Origin of the sequence: Corynebacterium sp. NML120713 (assembly GCF_001875735.1) — a bacterium.
GTDB classification, from domain to species: domain Bacteria; phylum Actinomycetota; class Actinomycetes; order Mycobacteriales; family Mycobacteriaceae; genus Corynebacterium; species Corynebacterium pseudogenitalium.
This window is the reverse complement of the sequence record NZ_MLCR01000006.1, coordinates 141618-158475: the sequence shown is the minus strand read 5'-3', so window position 1 is coordinate 158475 and position 16858 is coordinate 141618. Positions and strand designations below refer to the sequence as shown.

Annotated in this window: 22 protein-coding genes; 15 read left to right on the top strand and 7 right to left on the bottom strand. The window is 60.9% G+C overall.

Annotated features, from left to right (window positions below; genetic code table 11):
* Nucleotides 1–59: 59 nt before the first annotated feature.
* Complete coding sequence (locus BJP06_RS03135; protein ID WP_071572776.1) at nt 60–842, top strand: formate/nitrite transporter family protein; 783 nt, start codon at nt 60–62, stop codon at nt 840–842.
* Here BJP06_RS03135 and fdhD read toward each other — a convergent pair.
* From fdhD to BJP06_RS03120, 3 genes are read right to left on the bottom strand one after another with little or no spacing between them, the layout of a single operon-like run.
* Nucleotides 839–1666: a formate dehydrogenase accessory sulfurtransferase FdhD gene (fdhD, locus tag BJP06_RS03130; RefSeq protein ID WP_071572775.1), complete on the bottom strand. Its 828-nt coding sequence runs from the start codon at nt 1664–1666 to the stop codon at nt 839–841. The two genes, BJP06_RS03135 and fdhD, sit on opposite strands and share 4 nt — an antisense overlap.
* Nucleotides 1653–1940, bottom strand: coding sequence for a DUF6457 domain-containing protein (locus BJP06_RS03125; protein ID WP_070976034.1), 288 nt, complete (start codon nt 1938–1940; stop codon nt 1653–1655). Before BJP06_RS03125 ends, fdhD begins: the two co-directional genes overlap by 14 nt.
* 10 nt (nt 1941–1950) lie before the next feature.
* Nucleotides 1951–3183, bottom strand: coding sequence for an amidohydrolase (locus BJP06_RS03120; protein WP_071572774.1), 1233 nt, complete (start codon nt 3181–3183; stop codon nt 1951–1953).
* Between the two features lie 323 nt (nt 3184–3506).
* Between BJP06_RS03120 and rpsH the strand changes: the two genes are divergently transcribed.
* From rpsH to rplO, 6 genes are read left to right on the top strand one after another with little or no spacing between them, the layout of a single operon-like run.
* Nucleotides 3507–3905: a 30S ribosomal protein S8 gene (rpsH, locus tag BJP06_RS03115; RefSeq protein WP_070363078.1), complete on the top strand. Its 399-nt coding sequence runs from the start codon at nt 3507–3509 to the stop codon at nt 3903–3905.
* A gap of 18 nt (nt 3906–3923) precedes the next feature.
* Nucleotides 3924–4460, top strand: a complete 537-nt coding sequence (gene rplF, locus BJP06_RS03110) for a 50S ribosomal protein L6 (protein WP_071572773.1) — start codon at nt 3924–3926, stop codon at nt 4458–4460.
* 2 nt (nt 4461–4462) lie between these two features.
* Nucleotides 4463–4867, top strand: a complete 405-nt coding sequence (gene rplR / locus BJP06_RS03105; protein WP_070363076.1) for a 50S ribosomal protein L18 — start codon at nt 4463–4465, stop codon at nt 4865–4867.
* Nucleotides 4868–4907: 40 nt separating this feature from the next.
* The gene (gene rpsE / locus BJP06_RS03100; protein ID WP_070363075.1) at nt 4908–5543 is read left to right on the top strand and encodes a 30S ribosomal protein S5; all 636 of its coding nucleotides are present in this window, start codon (nt 4908–4910) and stop codon (nt 5541–5543) included.
* Nucleotides 5544–5548: 5 nt separating this feature from the next.
* Nucleotides 5549–5734, top strand: a complete 186-nt coding sequence (gene rpmD / locus BJP06_RS11670; protein ID WP_070363074.1) for a 50S ribosomal protein L30 — start codon at nt 5549–5551, stop codon at nt 5732–5734.
* A 6-nt stretch (nt 5735–5740) separates the two neighbouring features.
* Nucleotides 5741–6190 carry a 50S ribosomal protein L15 gene (gene rplO, locus BJP06_RS03095; RefSeq protein ID WP_070363073.1) on the top strand — a complete coding sequence of 150 codons (450 nt, stop codon included), beginning with the start codon at nt 5741–5743 and terminating at the stop codon, nt 6188–6190.
* Between the two features lie 71 nt (nt 6191–6261).
* Here the strand turns inward: rplO and BJP06_RS03090 are convergent, their stop codons facing one another.
* From BJP06_RS03090 to BJP06_RS03075, 4 genes are read right to left on the bottom strand one after another with little or no spacing between them, the layout of a single operon-like run.
* Nucleotides 6262–6864 (bottom strand): molecular chaperone, encoded by a 603-nt coding sequence (locus tag BJP06_RS03090; RefSeq protein ID WP_071572772.1) that lies wholly within the window; start codon nt 6862–6864, stop codon nt 6262–6264.
* Nucleotides 6864–7805, bottom strand: a complete 942-nt coding sequence (locus BJP06_RS03085) for a DmsC/YnfH family molybdoenzyme membrane anchor subunit (RefSeq protein ID WP_070363071.1) — start codon at nt 7803–7805, stop codon at nt 6864–6866. Before BJP06_RS03085 ends, BJP06_RS03090 begins: the two co-directional genes overlap by 1 nt.
* Nucleotides 7806–7808: 3 nt before the next feature.
* Complete coding sequence (locus BJP06_RS03080) at nt 7809–8453, bottom strand: DMSO/selenate family reductase complex B subunit (protein ID WP_070363070.1); 645 nt, start codon at nt 8451–8453, stop codon at nt 7809–7811.
* Nucleotides 8454–8478: 25 nt separating this feature from the next.
* Nucleotides 8479–10950, bottom strand: a complete 2472-nt coding sequence (locus BJP06_RS03075) for a DMSO/selenate family reductase complex A subunit (protein ID WP_070363069.1) — start codon at nt 10948–10950, stop codon at nt 8479–8481.
* Between the two features lie 277 nt (nt 10951–11227).
* On the opposite strand from BJP06_RS03075, the gene secY reads away from it, so the two are divergent.
* The 8 genes from secY (at nt 11228) to rpsD (ending at nt 16783) form a co-directional block, all read left to right on the top strand.
* Nucleotides 11228–12556 carry a preprotein translocase subunit SecY gene (gene secY / locus BJP06_RS03070; protein ID WP_070477568.1) on the top strand — a complete coding sequence of 443 codons (1329 nt, stop codon included), beginning with the start codon at nt 11228–11230 and terminating at the stop codon, nt 12554–12556.
* Nucleotides 12556–13101 (top strand): adenylate kinase, encoded by a 546-nt coding sequence (locus tag BJP06_RS03065; RefSeq protein WP_070363068.1) that lies wholly within the window; start codon nt 12556–12558, stop codon nt 13099–13101. The genes secY and BJP06_RS03065 overlap by 1 nt, the downstream gene beginning before the upstream one ends.
* 92 nt (nt 13102–13193) lie before the next feature.
* On the top strand, nt 13194–13991 hold the full coding sequence (gene map, locus BJP06_RS03060) for a type I methionyl aminopeptidase (RefSeq protein WP_071572771.1): 798 nt from the start codon (nt 13194–13196) through the stop codon (nt 13989–13991).
* Between the two features lie 14 nt (nt 13992–14005).
* Entirely contained in the window at nt 14006–14779 is a 774-nt protein-coding gene (locus tag BJP06_RS03055) for a L,D-transpeptidase (protein ID WP_071572770.1), read from the top strand.
* 196 nt (nt 14780–14975) lie between these two features.
* Entirely contained in the window at nt 14976–15194 is a 219-nt protein-coding gene (gene infA / locus BJP06_RS03050) for a translation initiation factor IF-1 (protein ID WP_018017508.1), read from the top strand.
* Nucleotides 15195–15373: 179 nt separating this feature from the next.
* Complete coding sequence (gene rpsM, locus BJP06_RS03045; protein WP_070477572.1) at nt 15374–15742, top strand: 30S ribosomal protein S13; 369 nt, start codon at nt 15374–15376, stop codon at nt 15740–15742.
* 3 nt (nt 15743–15745) lie between these two features.
* On the top strand, nt 15746–16150 hold the full coding sequence (rpsK, locus tag BJP06_RS03040) for a 30S ribosomal protein S11 (protein WP_070363064.1): 405 nt from the start codon (nt 15746–15748) through the stop codon (nt 16148–16150).
* Between the two features lie 27 nt (nt 16151–16177).
* Nucleotides 16178–16783, top strand: coding sequence for a 30S ribosomal protein S4 (rpsD, locus tag BJP06_RS03035; RefSeq protein ID WP_070363063.1), 606 nt, complete (start codon nt 16178–16180; stop codon nt 16781–16783).
* Nucleotides 16784–16858 lie beyond the last annotated feature (75 nt).

The following is a 16858-nucleotide window of genomic DNA, read 5'->3' as shown; positions in this document are numbered from 1 at the left end:
AAACGTCGGATAGACTGACATTCTGCAACAATCTCTCAGGTGAATTTGAGGAGGCCACAATGGCTTTGCAAGAAATGGTCCACGCTGGGGCCAAAAAGAAAGAGCAGCTTCTCGATAATGAGATGCCACGGTTTTTCGTCCGCGCGATTCTCGCCGGCATTTACCTGACCGCCGGTACGGCGTTCGCCGCGGTGGCGGGAAATGCGGTCAATGAATATGCGCCGGGGCTCGGCTCGGTTGTGTTCGCCTTGCTGTTCGGGCTTGGCCTGTTCGCGATCGTCATCCTGAACGCGGAGCTTGCAACGGGCGACATGATGTTTGCGTCCTGGGCGGCGACAGACAAGGTGTTCAGCTGGGGCAAGGGTATTTGGCTCGTCGTTGTGGTGACGGTGGCGAACCTGATCGGTGCGATCATTTTCGCGGCTGTGATGAGCCAGTCGGCCAAGTTCGGCTCGATGGATAACAGCCACCTGATTGTCACTCTGGTTGAGGGCAAGTTGGCGAAGCCGTTCTTCGGCGCACTGCTTGAGGCGATCTTCGCGAACTTCATTGTCAACATGGCGATTGTTGGTGCGCTGCTGGCGAAGGAGTTCATCTCCAAGTTCGTCGTGATCCTGTCACTGATCGCTATCTTCGTTGGCCTGGGCCTCGAGCACGTTATTGCGAACTTCTCGCTGTTCTCCCTGGCGTTCCTGTCCAGCACGCCACCTGAGGGATTCACCGCCGCTGCAATCCTGAGCAACTGGGTTGCTGTGTGGATCGGCAACTTCATCGGCGGTGGCCTGTGCATCGGCGGTGTCTACGCTTGGTTGAACAAGACGAAGACGGTGTACAAGGACTAGTCTGCAAGCTCCCCGGAGTACAGATTGAAGCGCTCGCCGCGCACAAAGCCGGCGAGCGCCATTTTTGTTTCGCGGGCCAGTTCGACGGCAAGGGAGGATGCCGCAGAGACCGCAACCATTGCCGGGAAGCCCGCCATCGCGGCCTTTTGCACAAGCTCGAATGACGCACGTGAGCTGACAACTAGGATCAGGTCGCTGGCTGGCAGGAGCCCTTCGAGTAGTAGGTGGCCAATGACTTTGTCGGTCGCGTTGTGTCGACCGATGTCCTCGCGGATTACTACAGGTTCGCCGTCAAAGGTAAACGCACCGGCCGCGTGGATGCCGCCTGTCTTACGGAACTGCTTTTGGCCGGTTGCAAGGGCGCCGGGTAATCGCATCACCAGGTCCGGGTCCAAGCGGACGGGAGTGATTGGCGCGGGCACCTTGCCCATGATGTCGTCGATCGACTGCGTGCCGCACACGCCGCATGCGCTCGTGGTAGTGGTCAGGCGAATGAACTGCGGTGCAGCGGGGGAGGCCGCGGGCCCGAGGTCGATGTCGAGCGTGTTGTACGTGTTTTCGCCGTTCGGCCCGACCGCACCCGCGCAGTAGCGCGCGGAACGAACGTCCTCTGCGCTGCTGATCAGTCCCTCCGCGAACATCCAGCCGTGTGCCAGCTCGACGTCGTGGCCGGGGGTCCGCATCGTGGTGGTTAGCGTGTCGCCGGTGGCGCGGATCGCCAGCGGCTCTTCCACGGTGACGGTATCGGCGCGGGTATCGCGCGCGAAGCCGCTGTCGGTGCGGGTGACTTTCGTGACGGCGAAGCGTCGATTAATCCTGCTCATACGTTTCCAGGAGCTTCGCTACCTTGGCAAGCGCCGCGCGCGTCGTTGCTGCGTCTGCATCAGTATCGCCCTGGAGCGCCGCACCGGTTGCGACGCCTACGACGAACGCCGTCGTTGGAGCCGCCGGGCGCGACGGGCCGTTGTGCGCGACGTCCGCTGTCATCTTCAGAATGTCGCCGACCAGCGAGCGCGTGAGATCCGGGGAAACGCCGAGCGTTCGGGAGACCTCTTCGAGCCACTCGTGTGTTGATTGCAAACCTTCGTTGTTAGCCATGTGTGCCACCTTAGTCGTCGTTCTTGTTGATGAGCCACGCGCTCGCAGCCGTGACCATCGCTTCGGCGCCGCGGTCGAGCGTCGGCTGGAGGTCGGGCGCGAACGCTGCGCTGTGATTGCCCGGCGCATGCGGGTAGCTGGCGAAGCCGCCGAGGCCCCAGAACGTGTACGGCACGCCGAGCGCGTCCGGGATGATCGAGAAGTCCTCGCTGGCAGGGACCTGCGCCAACGTCTGCGCTTCATCACCGAATCGCGCCTCGAAGGCGTTGCGTACCCGCTGCGTTACTGCGGCATCGTTGCTGGTGAGCGGGTAGGCGTCGTAGTACTCGAACTCGGGCAGCTGCGGGCTACGCGTTGCCTCGCACTCAGCGCGCACGATGCGTTCGATGGCCTCCTTGAGGTGCGCGCTCGTCGCCTCCGAATAGGCGCGGGTATTGATCAGCAGCTCCGCGCTATCCGGGATGACGTTGGATTTTGCTCCCGAATGGATCGCGCCGACCGTCAGCACCGCGGTTTCGGAAGCAGCAATCTCTCGGGAGACTACGGTGTGCAGCCTCGTCACAATTGTCGACGCCAACAAGACCGCATCGACGCCCAGCTCAGGCATGGATCCGTGCGAACCCACTCCGTGTACTGTGACCTTCACCGAGAACGCCTGGGAGAGCACCGGGCCCGGCCGGGTCCCCACATGGCCCAACGGCAGCGTGCCGAGCACGTGTTGGCCCAAGTACACGTCGGGGTGGGGGATCGCGTCGGCGATACCGTGCTCAACCATCGAACGTGCGCCGGAGGCTGTTTCCTCGCCGGGCTGGAATACGCCCACCAGCGTGCCGGACCAGGCGTCGCGGCAAGTGTTGAACGCGACGAGGGCCGCGAGCACCGAGCAAATGTGGAAGTCGTGCCCACACGCGTGGGACACCGGCACCTCCTGCCCAGTCGCAACATCGACTTGGGTCTGCGTGCAGGCGTAGGCCTTGCCGGAGTCCTCCTTGATTGGGAGGCCGTCAGTATCACCGCGCAAGGCGACGACGGGACCAGGCCCGTTTTCGATGGTGGCGACGACGCCCGTTTCGCCCAATACCGAATATGGGATCCCCGCTGCCTCGAGTTCCTGAACGATGCGCTGTGAGGTCTGGGTTTCCTGCATCGAGAGTTCAGCGTGTTGGTGGAACCAGCGGTAGAGCTCCTCGCGGTGCGTGCGGGTGGCGGAGAGGGCGTCGAAAAGTTCGTCGAGGTGCTTCATAGCACCGACTATACGACGCAGCGATCGGGCCAATGTGACTTGTTTCTTGTATAGAGGGAGTGTAACGTGGCCAAACGGACTTGTGCACAGGCGGTCGTCTGTGCGCAAAATCCGAGAGAACATTGTACATCCAACTTTGTTGCAGGCCCCCCGCCGAGAAGCGGACCGCGTGCAAGGGAGGCGGCGAGCGCCCCGCGTTATTGAGCGTGGGGAGCGTGAAGTAGCCCCCGACAGATCATGCGGAAAACGCGACCTGGCACGACATAGTCTTGCTGGTCAGGTGGGTAGGGAACCGCAACGAGAAAGGTAAACGGTCACATCTTATGACGATGACTGATCCAATCGCAGACATGCTGTCTCGCGTGCGCAACGCGTCGCACGCACAGCACGAGAGCGTGACAATGCCTTCCTCCAAGATCAAGGCAAACATCGCCGAGATCCTGAAGCAGGAAGGCTACATTGCTGATTACAAGGTTGAGGACGCCAAGGTTGGCAAGCAGCTGACCCTGGACCTCAAGTACGGCCCGACCCGTGAGGCTGCCATCGCTGGCCTGCGTCGCGTGTCCAAGCCTGGTCTGCGCGTGTACGCAAAGTCCAACGACCTGCCGCAGGTGCTGGGTGGTCTGGGTGTGGCGATCATCTCCACGTCCCAGGGTCTCCTCACTGACCGTCAGGCCCAGGAGAAGGGTGTAGGCGGAGAAGTTCTCGCCTACGTCTGGTAAAGGGAGGTTGAAAAGACTATGTCGCGTGTAGGTAATGCACCCATCGCCATCCCGAATGGTGTCGAAGTTAAAGTTAACGGTCAGGTCGTAGAGGTCAAGGGCCCTAAGGGTTCCCTCAACTTCGAGATGCCTGAGCCAATCACCGCTGCGGTTGAGGACAACGAGATTGTCGTCTCCCGTCCGGACGATCACCGTAAGCACCGTGCGCTGCACGGTCTGTCCCGTTCCATGGTCAACAACCTCGTTGTTGGCGTGACCGAGGGCTACAAGATCAACATGGAGATCTTCGGTGTCGGCTACCGTGTCCAGGCCAAGGGCAAGAACCTCGAGTTCTCGCTCGGCTACTCCCACCCGATCCTCATTGAGGCTCCGGAAGGGATCAGCTTCGCAGTCGATGGCAACACCAAGTTCTCCATCGAGGGCATTGACAAGCAGCAGGTTGGCCAGATCGCGGCTAACATCCGCCGCCTCCGTAAGGATGACCCATACAAGGGTAAGGGCATCCGCTACGAAGGTGAGCAGATTCGCCGCAAGGTCGGAAAGACGGGTAAGTAATCATGAGCAATTCTGCAGAGAACACCAAGCGCACCCCGGTCGGCAAGGATATTTCCTCCCGCCGCCGCGAGGCTCGTGCACGTCGCCACTTCCGTATCCGCAAGACGCTGCGCGGCACCCCGGAGACCCCACGTCTCGTTGTGCACCGCTCTTCGCGTCACATCCACGTCCAGCTGATCGACGATCTCGCTGGCCACACGCTCGCAGCGGCATCCTCCATCGAGGCTGACGTGCGCGCAATGGAAGGTGACAAGAAGGCAAAGGCAGCCAAGGTTGGCCAGCTGATCGCTGAGCGCGCCAAGGCTGCGGGCATCGAAGCTATCGTCTTCGACCGCGCAGGTTACAAGTACCACGGTCGCGTCGCAGCTCTTGCCGACGCCGCTCGTGAAGGTGGTCTGAAGTTCTAATGACCACCGCAATCATCACCATCAACGGAAGGATCGCGTAATGGCCGAACGTGAACGGCGTGACGGCGGACGCTCCGCCGACAACCAGAACAAGAAGAATGAGCGCAACAACCGCGGTGGCCGTGGCCGTCGCGATGATCGTCGCAACCAGAATGATGACCGCGACAAGTACATCGAGCGCGTCATCACCATCAACCGTGTCGCAAAGACCGTGAAGGGCGGACGCAACATGTCCTTCACCGCTCTCGTCGTCGTTGGCGACGGCAAGGGCATGGTCGGCGTTGGCTACGGCAAGGCAAAGGAAGTTCCTGCCGCTATCCAGAAGGGTGCAGAAGAAGCACGTAAGAACTTCTTCCGCGTCCCGATGATCGGTGGCACCATTCCTCACCCAGTCCAGGCAGAAGAGGCAGCAGGCATCGTTATGCTGCGCCCGGCTGCACCAGGTACCGGTGTTATCGCCGGTGGCGCAGTTCGCCCAGTGCTCGAGTGCGCTGGCGTCCAGGACATCCTTGCTAAGTCGATCGGTTCTGACAACGCTCTGAACGTTGTTCAGGCAACGGTTGCAGGTCTCAAGCAGCTCGTACGCCCTGAGGAAGTTGCTGCGAAGCGTGGCAAGGACCTCGAGGACGTCGCACCTGCTCGCATGCTGCGCGCACGCGCAGGACAGGAGGCGTAAGAACAATGGCTTTGAAGATCACATTGCACCACGGCAAGGTTGGCGAGAAGCCACTGACCCGTAAGAACCTCGAGGCTCTCGGTCTGCGCAAGATCGGCCAGTCCGTCATTAAGAAGGACAACGCCGCAACCCGTGGACAGATCCTGAAGGTTCGCCACCTCGTTACCGTCGAAGAAGTTGCAGGGGAGTAGAACAACATGGCTGAAATTATCAAGCTCCATGATCTGCGCCCAGCAAAGGGCGCTAACAAACCAAAGTTCCGCGTAGGTCGCGGTGAAGCAGGCAAGGGCGGCAAGACCGCTGGCCGTGGTACCAAGGGCACCAAGGCTCGCAAGCAGGTCTCCGCAGCATTCGAGGGTGGCCAGATGCCACTTCACATGCGCCTGCCGAAGCTCAAGGGCTTCAAGAACCCGAACCGCGTGGAGTACCAGGTAGTCAACGTTCAGGCGCTCGCAGAAGCGTTCCCGAACGGCGGCACCATCACCATCGACGACATCGTCGCAGCTGGCCTGGTTCGCAAGAACCACCCAGTCAAGGTGCTGGGCAACGGCGACATCAACGTCAAGTTGGACGTCACCGCTACCAAGTTCTCCAAGTCTGCGGTTGAGAAGATCGAGGCAGCCGGCGGGTCCACCACCCAGGCATAAGCCTTCATCTTCGCGCCACAGCGCAGAGAAAAGCTCCCCACTCGTCAGCGACGAGGTGGGGAGCTTTCGTATTAGAGGGTTTGGACGGCGGCAAGCACGCCCCGCGTAAGCCCAGGCAGCGCCCGGTAGATCGCGGTGTTCGCATGCTTTTCGACGCCCCCAAGCACCTGCTCAGCGAAGCGGGCGGGGTGCTCGGCGGTGAAGGAGCGCAGCACAGCCAGCGCGGCGGCTTGATCGGCCCCGGAGGATGCGGTGAGTGCCAGGGCGCACATTTGGCTGATACAGCGGAACTCCAGCCCGATGTGGTCCGGCGGGAGGTTATCGGCGCCGGGGTCAAAGCCGACCTGGTGGTAAACGGCGGCGACTGCCGCGGCGTCCTCATCCATGACGAGTCCGTCCTTGGAAAAGTACGGGGACTCGTACGGTTGGGAGAGCGGGGAGCTTACGCCGATGAACAGGTAGAGGTGGTCGCGCTGCAGCGCTTCGGCGGTGTCGCGCTCCGTTTCCAGCAGGGCGTTGATGGCGTGCTGCGAAGCGTCGTCCTCGAGCGGCCATGATTGCAGGAAGGAGGGGTCGGAGAGGGCGTCGAGAAGCGGGCCTTGCGGCTCGTCGAGGAAGAGCTGCCCCACGATGTCTGCTGCGATGTGGCAGCGTTCAAGTAACTCTGTGTGCATCAGATTCCTATCCGGTCAACTGCGCCGTAGAACATGAAGCGGCCGAGCAGCTCCGCGATGACCACCAGGATGTACGCGACGGTGATCCACAGCATCGCGCTCGAGGTGGGGCGGCGGGTGCGGCCGCCGAACGCCAGGATGAGGCCCACGATGAACGCACCGACCAGCAGGAGCCCAATGCGGATGACGAATGCGGTCATGTTGAACTCAAACTGCGCCGGGTTCGGGCCCGCGGGGCGGCCGTAGTTGAACACCATCACGATGAAAATGAGCGGCACGACGACGGTCAGCGCGATGCCGATCCAGCGCAGGGACGCGTGGATGAGGTCCCAGACCTCTTCCTTCTGGGCGTCTGTCTGGTCTTCGTTGCGCGCGGACGGAATGAGCTTTTTGATGAGCTCTGAGTCCTCGAGCCAGTTGTACGCCGTGAGCGCGACAGCAATCGCGAGGAGTCCTGTGACCGCGGCGGAGAGGTAGAACGCCGCCGGGGTGGTCCAGTGGTTCCACGATGGGATCGTGGGCAGCATGTAGAGGCGCGCCATGGTGGCGATGAACCCGATGCCGGCAATTGCGGTGATGACCGCGATGGTTGTGCGGGTGCCCACGGAGCCCCAGTCGAAGAACTGGCAGGCAGCGAACAGGAAGCCGAGCGCCGCGAAGATGCAGCCGCCCACGAGCTCCTGGGTGAGTCCGGAGGAACTGATGTGGCGCATCACGTTCAGCGCGTTGATTGGGTTGCCGAGGTGGAAGAACGCGAGGCAGAAGCCTGCGATCATGATTGGGCCGATTGCGTAGAGCGCCGGCACACAAATGCGGTTAATCGCGTTCGCGGAGTAGCGGGTGCGTCCCACCATTGTGATGACGCCGAGGACGAAGAACGCGCCGACCGCCATCTGCCCGAACGTAGTGAAAAACGTGAGGGGCCATTCGTGCATATTCATGAGTTAGACCTCTTCCGGGTTCATGATCTCGCCAGCATCCAACGCGTCCCAGCGCTTTGCGTCCTTGTGCGGCTTGATGGTCAGGCGTGGTTCGGTAAACGTTGGGTCCGGCAGCGGCGCGATGCCGGCGACGTCGCCGTGTTCCTTGCGCAGCTCGTCGATGGGGCCCCAGTCGAGCGCGCGCGACGGGCACGCGGCCACGCACGCCGGGTCCTTGCCCTCTGCGCGGTAGTCGGCGCACAGGTCGCACTTCGTCATGACGCCCTTTTCAGGGTTGAACTGTGGCGCGGAGTAGGGGCACGCCCACTCGCAGTAGCGGCAGCCCACGCACTTGTGCGGGTCGACGGAGACGACGCCGTCCTCGCCGATGTGCATCGCGGTGGTCGGACAGACCTTGGTGCAGATCGGATTGTCGCAGTGGTTGCAGGACACCGATGTGTAGTAGGTGAACGTGTTGGTGGTCAGCTCGCCGTCGGCGTTGCGGTTCCAGTCGCCGCCCGAGTACTCGACCACGCGGCGCCAGTTCACACCGATCGGTGTGTTGTGCTTGTCCTTGCAGGCGATCTGGCAAGCTTTGCAGCCGTTGCACAAGGTCTGGTCGAAGAAGAAACCAAGGCGCTTGCTCGGCTTGTCGTTGTTGTTAGCCATGTTGTTGTTTCACTCCTTGGTGTTGTTATTTCGCTTTTTCAACCTGGCACAGCGCCGTGTGCTGCGCGTTGCCCTTGGCGAGAGGGGAGGGATGCCAGCTGGTCAGCGTATTGACGGATGCCCCTACGTCCACGCCGCCGTCCTTCGGGTTGAACCAGGAACCCTGCGGCACCGAGATGACACCCGGTGCGATGCGCGGGGTGACGCGGGCGATGGAGCGGATCCGGCCACGCTTGTTGTAGGCGTAGACGGGGTCGTCGTTCTTGATGCCGCGTTCCTTGGCGTCGATGGGGTTGATCCAGAGGACCTGCGGGTGGGCGTCGTCGCGCAGCCAATCGACGTTGCCGTAGGAGGAGTGGGTGCGGCCCTTGGTGTGGTGGCCGATGACCTGCAGCGGGTACTCCTTGTTCTCTGCGGCTTCCTCGGCGCCTTCCCAAGTTGCGACCTGCTCCGGCAGCGGTGTCAGCTTGTCGCCTGCGATGTTCGGGTCAAACTCCCACTCCTTCGACATTTCGTAGAGCTCGGAGGAGAAGATCTCGATCTTGCCGCTCGGGGTCTCCAGGGGGTTGGCCACTGGGTCCTCACGGAAGTCTTTCAGTGCGACCGTGGTTTCGCCTTCTCGACGCCACACACCCATCTTCTTGAGCTCCTCAAAGGATGGCAGCTCCGGAATCTCCTTGCGGGATTCGTCGAGGGTGTAGCGCAGCCACTCTTCCTGGGTGCGGCCTTCGGTGAATTTGTCGCGCACACCGAAGCGTTCAGCGAGGTCGGCGATGACGTCGTAAATCGGCCGGCAGTCGTACAGTGGCTTGATCGCGCTGGAGGCCAGGATGGTGTACTCCAGGTTGCCCGCCGAGCCCTGCTGGATGATGTCGGTTTGCTCAGCGGTGGAGCAGTCCGGCAGAACGTAGTCCGCGTAGCGCGCGGACACCGTCATCTGGATGTCGCTGACGACGATGAGTTCGGCCTTGGAGTCGTCGCGAAGCAGCTCGACCGTGCGATTGAGATCGCCGTGCTGGTTCGTGTTGGTGTTGCCGGCGTATTGCCAGATCATCTTGATCGGGACGTCGAGTTTGTCTTTGCCACGCACGCCGTCCTTCGTCTTGGTCATTGCTGGGCCGTGGTCGACGGCCTGTGGCCACATTGCAACCGAGATCGAGGTCTCCACCGGGTTCTCGTACTGTGTGTTGAACGGGTACGTCATCGGCAAGCTTGCCGAGCCCTCGCGAGCGCCGGTGCCTCCACCAGGGATACCGATCTGCCCGAGCAGCGCTGCCAGCGTAAACACCGCGCGCGACTGGTTCTCTCCGTTCGCGTGGCGCTGCGGACCCCAGCCCTGGGTAATTGCGGTTGGTTTTGCGGTGCCCATCTCGCGGGCAAGCTGGCGGATCTTCTGCGCGGGTACACCGCAGACGCGGGCGGCCCACTCAGGAGTCTTTTCGACGCCATCTGGCCCCTTGCCCTCAATGTAGGAGCGGTACGAGCCGTTCTTCGGCGCGCCCTTCGGCATGTGGTCCTCGTCAAAGCCGACACAATACTTGTCCAGGAACGCTTGGTCGTGCAGGTTCTCGGAGAGCAGTACGTGCGCGATACCTGCCACGAGCGCTGCGTCGGTGCCCGGGCGGATCGGAACCCATTCGTCGCCAAGGCCGACTGCGGTCTCGGAGTAGCGCGGGTCGATCACGATGGTCTTCACGCCGTACTTGCGTTTCGTCTGCTGGGTGACGAACGTCTCGCCACCACCGGACATGCGGGTCTCAAGCGGGTTGTTGCCGAACATGACCTGCAGCTTGGAGTTCTTCACGTCGTCGAAGGAGTTCGACGTGACCCAGGAACCGTAGTGGTACGGGTAGGCTGCCGTGATCTGCGCGGTGGAGTAGTCGGCGTAGTGGTTCAGGTAGCCGCCGATGAGGTTCATAAACCGTGCGAAAGGAGTCTCGACAGGCGGCCAGGAGCGCGCGACGGTGCCGCCGATGGTCCCCGTGCCGTACGCGAGGTAGATCGACTCATTGCCGTATTTGTCCAGGATGCCCTTCATCTGGTCGGCGATTTCGTCGAGCGCCTGCTCCCAGGAGATTTCGATCCACTCGCCGTCGCCGCGCTTCGTGCCCGGCTTGCGCTTCAGCGGGGTCTTCAAGCGGTCCGGGTTGTAGATCCGGTGGCGGATCGAGCGTCCACGCACACATGCGCGGATCTGCTGCGAGCCGATGGAGTTGTCGCCGCCATCGTCGGGAAGGACGCGGGTGACGCGCCCGTCCTCAACTTGGAGGCGCAGTGGGCAGCGGGAGCCGCAGTTGACGGTGCAGGCGGACCAGACGAACTTCGGGTCGGTGCTTGTGCCTTCTGCGGCTTCGGCGACGCCGACACCTGGGGTGCCGCGCAGGAGCGTGCCAGAGACGGCCGTCGTCGCTACGGCTGCGCCTCCTACGAGGCCTGACCATTGGAGAAATTTACGCCGACTCACGGGAGTCGGCGTTGGTGTAGGTGCTGTGCTCATCGCTGTCCCTTCGAATGCGAGGATTTTCTACAGAAAAGTCGTGAATAAATGTAATATCAATTACCTATTTTTGGGTGTAGTGATTTTCAATCGAAAGTTGGAAACCCTCGCGGGGGTGCTGGCCGAATCGGGGGTTTGGCCTGCTAACTGGTAGAGTAGTGGGGTCAATCCTGTCTGGAGTGTCCCGTCTGCCCGCTACGGTGGTTGTGACGTGCACTTTTGGCAACCGTACTGTCCACTATCTCCTGCGTGAGTGCTGCAGGAGCCAGGAGGCTTTGTGTCCGCTATATTGCAAGCGTTCAAGGACCCGGATCTTCGGAAGAAGATTCTGATTACCCTTGCGTTGATGATTCTGTACCGCATTGGTGCCCAGATTCCGACGCCTGGTGTCGACTACGCGTTGATTAACTCCCGTCTGGAGGAAGTCGCTCAGGGTGACAACGCCACGATGTTCTCCATCATCGGGCTGTTCTCTGGTGGTGCGTTGCTGCAGTTGTCCATCTTCGCGATTGGCATCATGCCGTACATTACGGCGTCGATTATCGTGCAGCTGCTGACCGTGGTGATCCCGAAGTTCGAAGAACTGAAGAAGGAAGGGCAGTCGGGCCAAACCAAGATGACGCAGTACACGCGTTATCTCACGGTTGCGCTGGCGCTGCTGCAGTCCGCAGGTATTGTGGCGCTGGCCGACCGTGAGCAGCTCCTCGGCCAGGGGATTCCGGTGCTTATTGAGGACCGCAACATCTGGACGCTCATCATGATGATCATCGTCATGACGTCGGGTGCAGTCCTGATTATGTGGCTCGGCGAGATCATCACTGAAAAGGGCGTCGGCAATGGTATGTCCCTGCTGATCTTCGCTGGTATTGCGACGAAGCTTCCGTCCGAGGGTGCCTACATCCTGAAGAACTCCGGCGCGGTTACCTTCGCCATGGTCGTTGCGGCGATCATTGCGTTGGTCGTCGGCATCATCTTCATCGAGCAGGGCCAGCGTCGTATCCCGGTGCAGTACGCCAAGCGCATGGTTGGGCGCCGTCAGTACGGCGGTTCTTCTACGTACCTGCCGCTCAAGGTCAACCAGGCTGGCGTTATTCCTGTGATTTTCGCCTCCTCGCTGATGTACGTTCCTGTCTTGATCACGCAGATCGTGACCATGAACAACACGACTCCGCCGGACAACTGGTGGATGAACAACGTCATGGCGTGGCTGCAGAACCCAGGCTCCTGGCAGTACATCCTGGCGTACTTCGCCATGATTATCTTCTTCTCCTACTTCTACGTCTCTATCCAGTACGACCCGGTCGACCAGGCAGAGAACATGAAGAAGTACGGTGGCTTCATCCCAGGCATTCGTCCGGGTCGCCCAACCGCCGAGTACCTCGCGTTCGTGATGAACCGCCTCCTGTTCGTTGGCGCGCTCTACCTTGCACTCATCGCGATCCTGCCGAACCTGGCGCTCGACGCCGGCATTGGTGGCGCTGGCCGCGGTGGCATGAGTGCGTTCGGCGGTACGGCTATCCTGATTATGGTGTCCGTAGCATTGACTACGGTCAAGCAAATTGAATCCCAACTTCTCCAATCCAACTACGAAGGACTGTTGCGATAATGCGACTTGTACTACTTGGCCCTCCCGGCGCTGGCAAAGGCACTCAGGCAGCCATTCTCTCCGAGAAGCTCGGCGTTCCGCACATCTCCACCGGTGACCTGTTCCGTGCGAACATCGGCCAGGGCACCCCGCTTGGCGTCGAAGCGAAAAGCTACATCGATGCTGGCAAGCTGGTCCCGACCGACGTCACCGCGCGCATGGTGGAAGACCGACTCAGCCAGGAAGATGCTGCGAACGGCTTCCTCCTCGACGGTTTCCCGCGCACCGTTGAGCAAGCAGAGATCCTGAAGGAGCTGCTGAGCAAGCAGGGCCTGAAGCTGGACGGCGTGCTCAACTTTGTTGTCGACGAAGACGTGGTGGTCGAGCGCATGCTCGCCCGTGGCCGCGCGGACGACAATGAGGAAACGATCCGCACCCGCCTCAAGGTCTACCGCGACGAAACCGCGCCGCTGATTGATCACTACGGCGACGAGATCATCTCCATCGACGCTGTTGGTGACGTTGATGAAATCAACGAGCGCGCGATGGCGCAGCTGAAGAAGTAACATACAGCGTCTATGTAGGCGCAAGGGCCGGTAGGGACTCGACGAGTGCCTACCGGCCCTTTTACGCAGTAACTCTAGGAAGGAAGCGAATGATGGGGTTCCGGAAACGCAAGATTGTCGCAAAGACACCTGAGCAGCTCGACGCGATGGAGAAGGCAGGCCGAATCGTCGGCCTGGCGCTGCAGGAGGTGCGTGCGGCGGCCGCCCCCGGCAAGTCGACGCTCGACTTAGACAAGGTCGCCGAGACTGTTATCCGTGATCACGGGGCCACGCCCACGTTTTTGGGGTACCAGGGGTTTCCGGGCTCGATCTGTGCGTCAGTCAACGAGGTAGTCGTGCACGGAATCCCGAACAAAGAGACTGTGCTCCGCGAGGGAGACCTGGTCTCCATCGACTGTGGCGCGACCTTGCATGGTTGGGTAGGGGATTCCGCGTGGACGTTCGGTGTGGGTGAGCTCGAAGCGGACGTCGAAAAGTTGAACCAGGCAACAGAATGGGTGCTGTACGAGGGGCTGAAAGCGATGGTGCCGGGCAACCGGTTGACCGACGTGTCGCATGCACTCGAACGCGCGACGTACGCAGCAGAGGAGAAGTTCGGAGTGGAGCTCGGAATTGTGGACGGGTACGGCGGCCACGGGATCGGACGCACGATGCACGAGGATCCATACCTTGCCAACGAGGGAAAACCCGGGCGCGGCCCTGTGATCCAGGAGGGGTCGGTGTTGGCGATTGAGCCGATGCTGATCCTCGGCGGGGAGATCGACACGGAGGTGCTCGGTGACGACTGGACGGTCGTTTCCATCGACGGCGCCCCGGCATCGCACTGGGAGCACACGGTCGCCGCCACGGCTGACGGGCCGCGCATCCTCACTGTCCGCGAAGCGAAGTAAGCTATACTGCCCACATGCGTTATCAACCTCGACATGCGAAGCCATCCCAACTGAGCCGCAAGCTTGCCGGTTTGAGTGTTGGAATTGGCGTCGCCGCCTCCCTGCTTGCCCAGCCAGCGATGGCGGAGGCGCAGCAGATGCCAGCGATGTCTTCGAATGGTGGACTGGGTGCCCTGCTTGAGCAGACGCAGTCTCAGCTCTCCAGCATCGGCTCCAGTACGCCCGACGCCCGTGAGCGAGCATGGCAAACCCGCAACTCGCTGCGCGCGCAGGCCGACGGATTGGCGGCAATCAACAAGGACTTGCCAGCCCAGGCGAAGGCCAGCATCGATGCTACTGTCGAACGCTTCTACCCAGGCCTGATCGCCGAGAAGACTCCGAAGCCAGCGCCGAAACCAGCTGCACGCCCGGCGCCACCTGCACAACCCGCGTTCGATTACGGACCATGCCCGAAGGACGCGAAGGTGTGTGTGGATACCGGCGGACGCCGTTCCTGGCTGCAGAATAACGGCCAGATGTACTACAAGGCTGACCTGATCGGTCCGGGCAGGCCGGGCCTTGATACGCCGAAGGGTACGTTCTACGTCAACCGCAAGGTGAAGGATGAGATCTCGTGGGAGTTCGGCAATGCGCCGATGCCGTACGCGACGTACTTCACCAACAACGGTATCGCGTTCCACCAGGGTGATCCGTCGATTCTCTCGCACGGCTGCGTTCGCATGTACCGCGCGGACGCCCAGCGCTACTTCCAGGATCTCGCTATCGGGGACAAGGTCTTCGTCTTCTAGCTGCTCCATTCTTTTCGACGCCCACCTGCGGACTTAGCTTCCCAGGTGGGCTTGTGTTTGCGCTGGTGAAGGGATATAGTTGACCACTGGTGTTTATGCACCACGTAGTACAAGTATGTTTTACGTCAGCTACCAGCGGAAACATTGCGCATCAATGAGGATCGCTGTGTTCCGTGAGCTATAGGAAGTGGAGTGTATGGCAAAAGAAGGCGCCATTGAGGTAGAGGGTCGCATCGTCGAACCTTTGAAGAATGCTATGTTCCGTGTCGAGCTCGACAACGGGCATGAGGTCCTTGCTCACATCAGTGGCAAGATGCGCCAGCACTACATCCGCATCCTTCCTGAAGACCGGGTCATCGTGGAGCTGTCTCCATACGACCTGGACCGTGGGCGTATTACGTACCGCTACAAGTAATTTCGTTTGAAGCCTCCTTACCCAGACGCGTGGCGTTGCTGCGCGTCGCTTACCTTTGGCTACGGTGGCCAAAGCCACGTGTATCACGGCCCATCCTCCGGTACGGTCCGGATAAAGAGTCGGTTGGCGTGGGCGGATAGGGAGAAAACCGCCGTAACAACCCGAAAGGTACGTTCCACATGGCACGTCTAGCTGGTGTTGATCTTCCGCGCAATAAGCGCATGGAGATCGCACTTACTTACATTTATGGCATCGGCGCAACCCGCGCCAAGGAGCTGCTCGAGAAGACGGGCATTTCTCCAGACCTGCGTACGGACAACCTGAGCGACGATCAGCTGTCCGCACTGCGTGACGCAATCGAGTCCTCCTACACCGTAGAGGGCGACCTGCGTCGTGAGGTGCAGGCAGACATCCGCCGCAAGATTGAAATCGGCTCCTACCAGGGCCTTCGTCACCGTCGTGGCCTGCCTGTTCGCGGGCAGCGCACCAAGACGAACGCTCGCACTCGTAAGGGCCCGAAGAAGACCATCGCAGGAAAGAAGAAGTAATCCATGCCTCCTAAGACTCGTTCCGGTGCGCGCCGTGGTGGCCGTCGCATCGTAAAGAAGAACGTGGCTGCTGGCCACGCATACATCAAGTCGACCTTTAACAACACCATCGTCTCGATCACGGATCAGACCGGTGCTGTTATCTCCTGGGCTTCCTCCGGCCACGTTGGCTTCAAGGGATCCCGCAAGTCCACGCCGTTCGCTGCTCAGATGGCAGCTGAGAACGCTGCTCGCAAGGCGATGGACCACGGTATGAAGAAGGTTGACGTTTTCGTCAAGGGTCCAGGCTCCGGCCGTGAGACCGCAATCCGTTCGCTCCAGGCTGCTGGCCTGGAGGTGTCCTCGATCTCTGACGTGACCCCACAGCCGTTCAACGGCTGCCGTCCGGCGAAGCGTCGTCGCGTTTAAGGCAGAAAGGAAAAGAGGTAATACATCATGGCTCGTTATACCGGCCCTGCTACCCGTAAGTCCCGTCGCCTCCGCGTCGATCTCGTCGGCGGTGACATGTCCTTCGAGCGTCGCCCATACCCTCCGGGGCAGGCTGGCCGCGCTCGCATCAAAGAATCTGAGTACCTGCTCCAGCTCCAGGAGAAGCAGAAGGCTCGCTTCACCTACGGAGTGATGGAGAAGCAGTTCCGTCGCTACTACGAGGAGGCCAACCGCCTCCCAGGTAAGACCGGCGACAACCTGCTGATCCTGCTTGAGTCCCGTCTGGACAACGTTGTATACCGTGCAGGTCTGGCGCGCACACGTCGCCAGGCACGTCAGCTTGTTTCCCACGGTCACTTCACCGTGAACGGCAAGCGTATCGACGTTCCTTCTTACAAGGTCACGCAGTACGACATCATCGATGTTCGTGACAAGTCCCGCAAGATGCTCTGGTTCGAAGAGGCCCAGGACAACCTGCTGGACGCCGTTGTTCCGGCATGGCTCCAGGTCGTTCCGGACACCCTGCGCATTCTCGTGCACCAGTTGCCGGAGCGCGCTCAGATCGAGGTGCCGCTGCAGGAGCAGCTCATCGTCGAGCTCTACTCGAAGTAAGCCCGCTTACTTCACCCCGCACTGCGTCGATACGTACGTATACAAGTGGTGCGATATCTTTCCGAAAGTCCATAT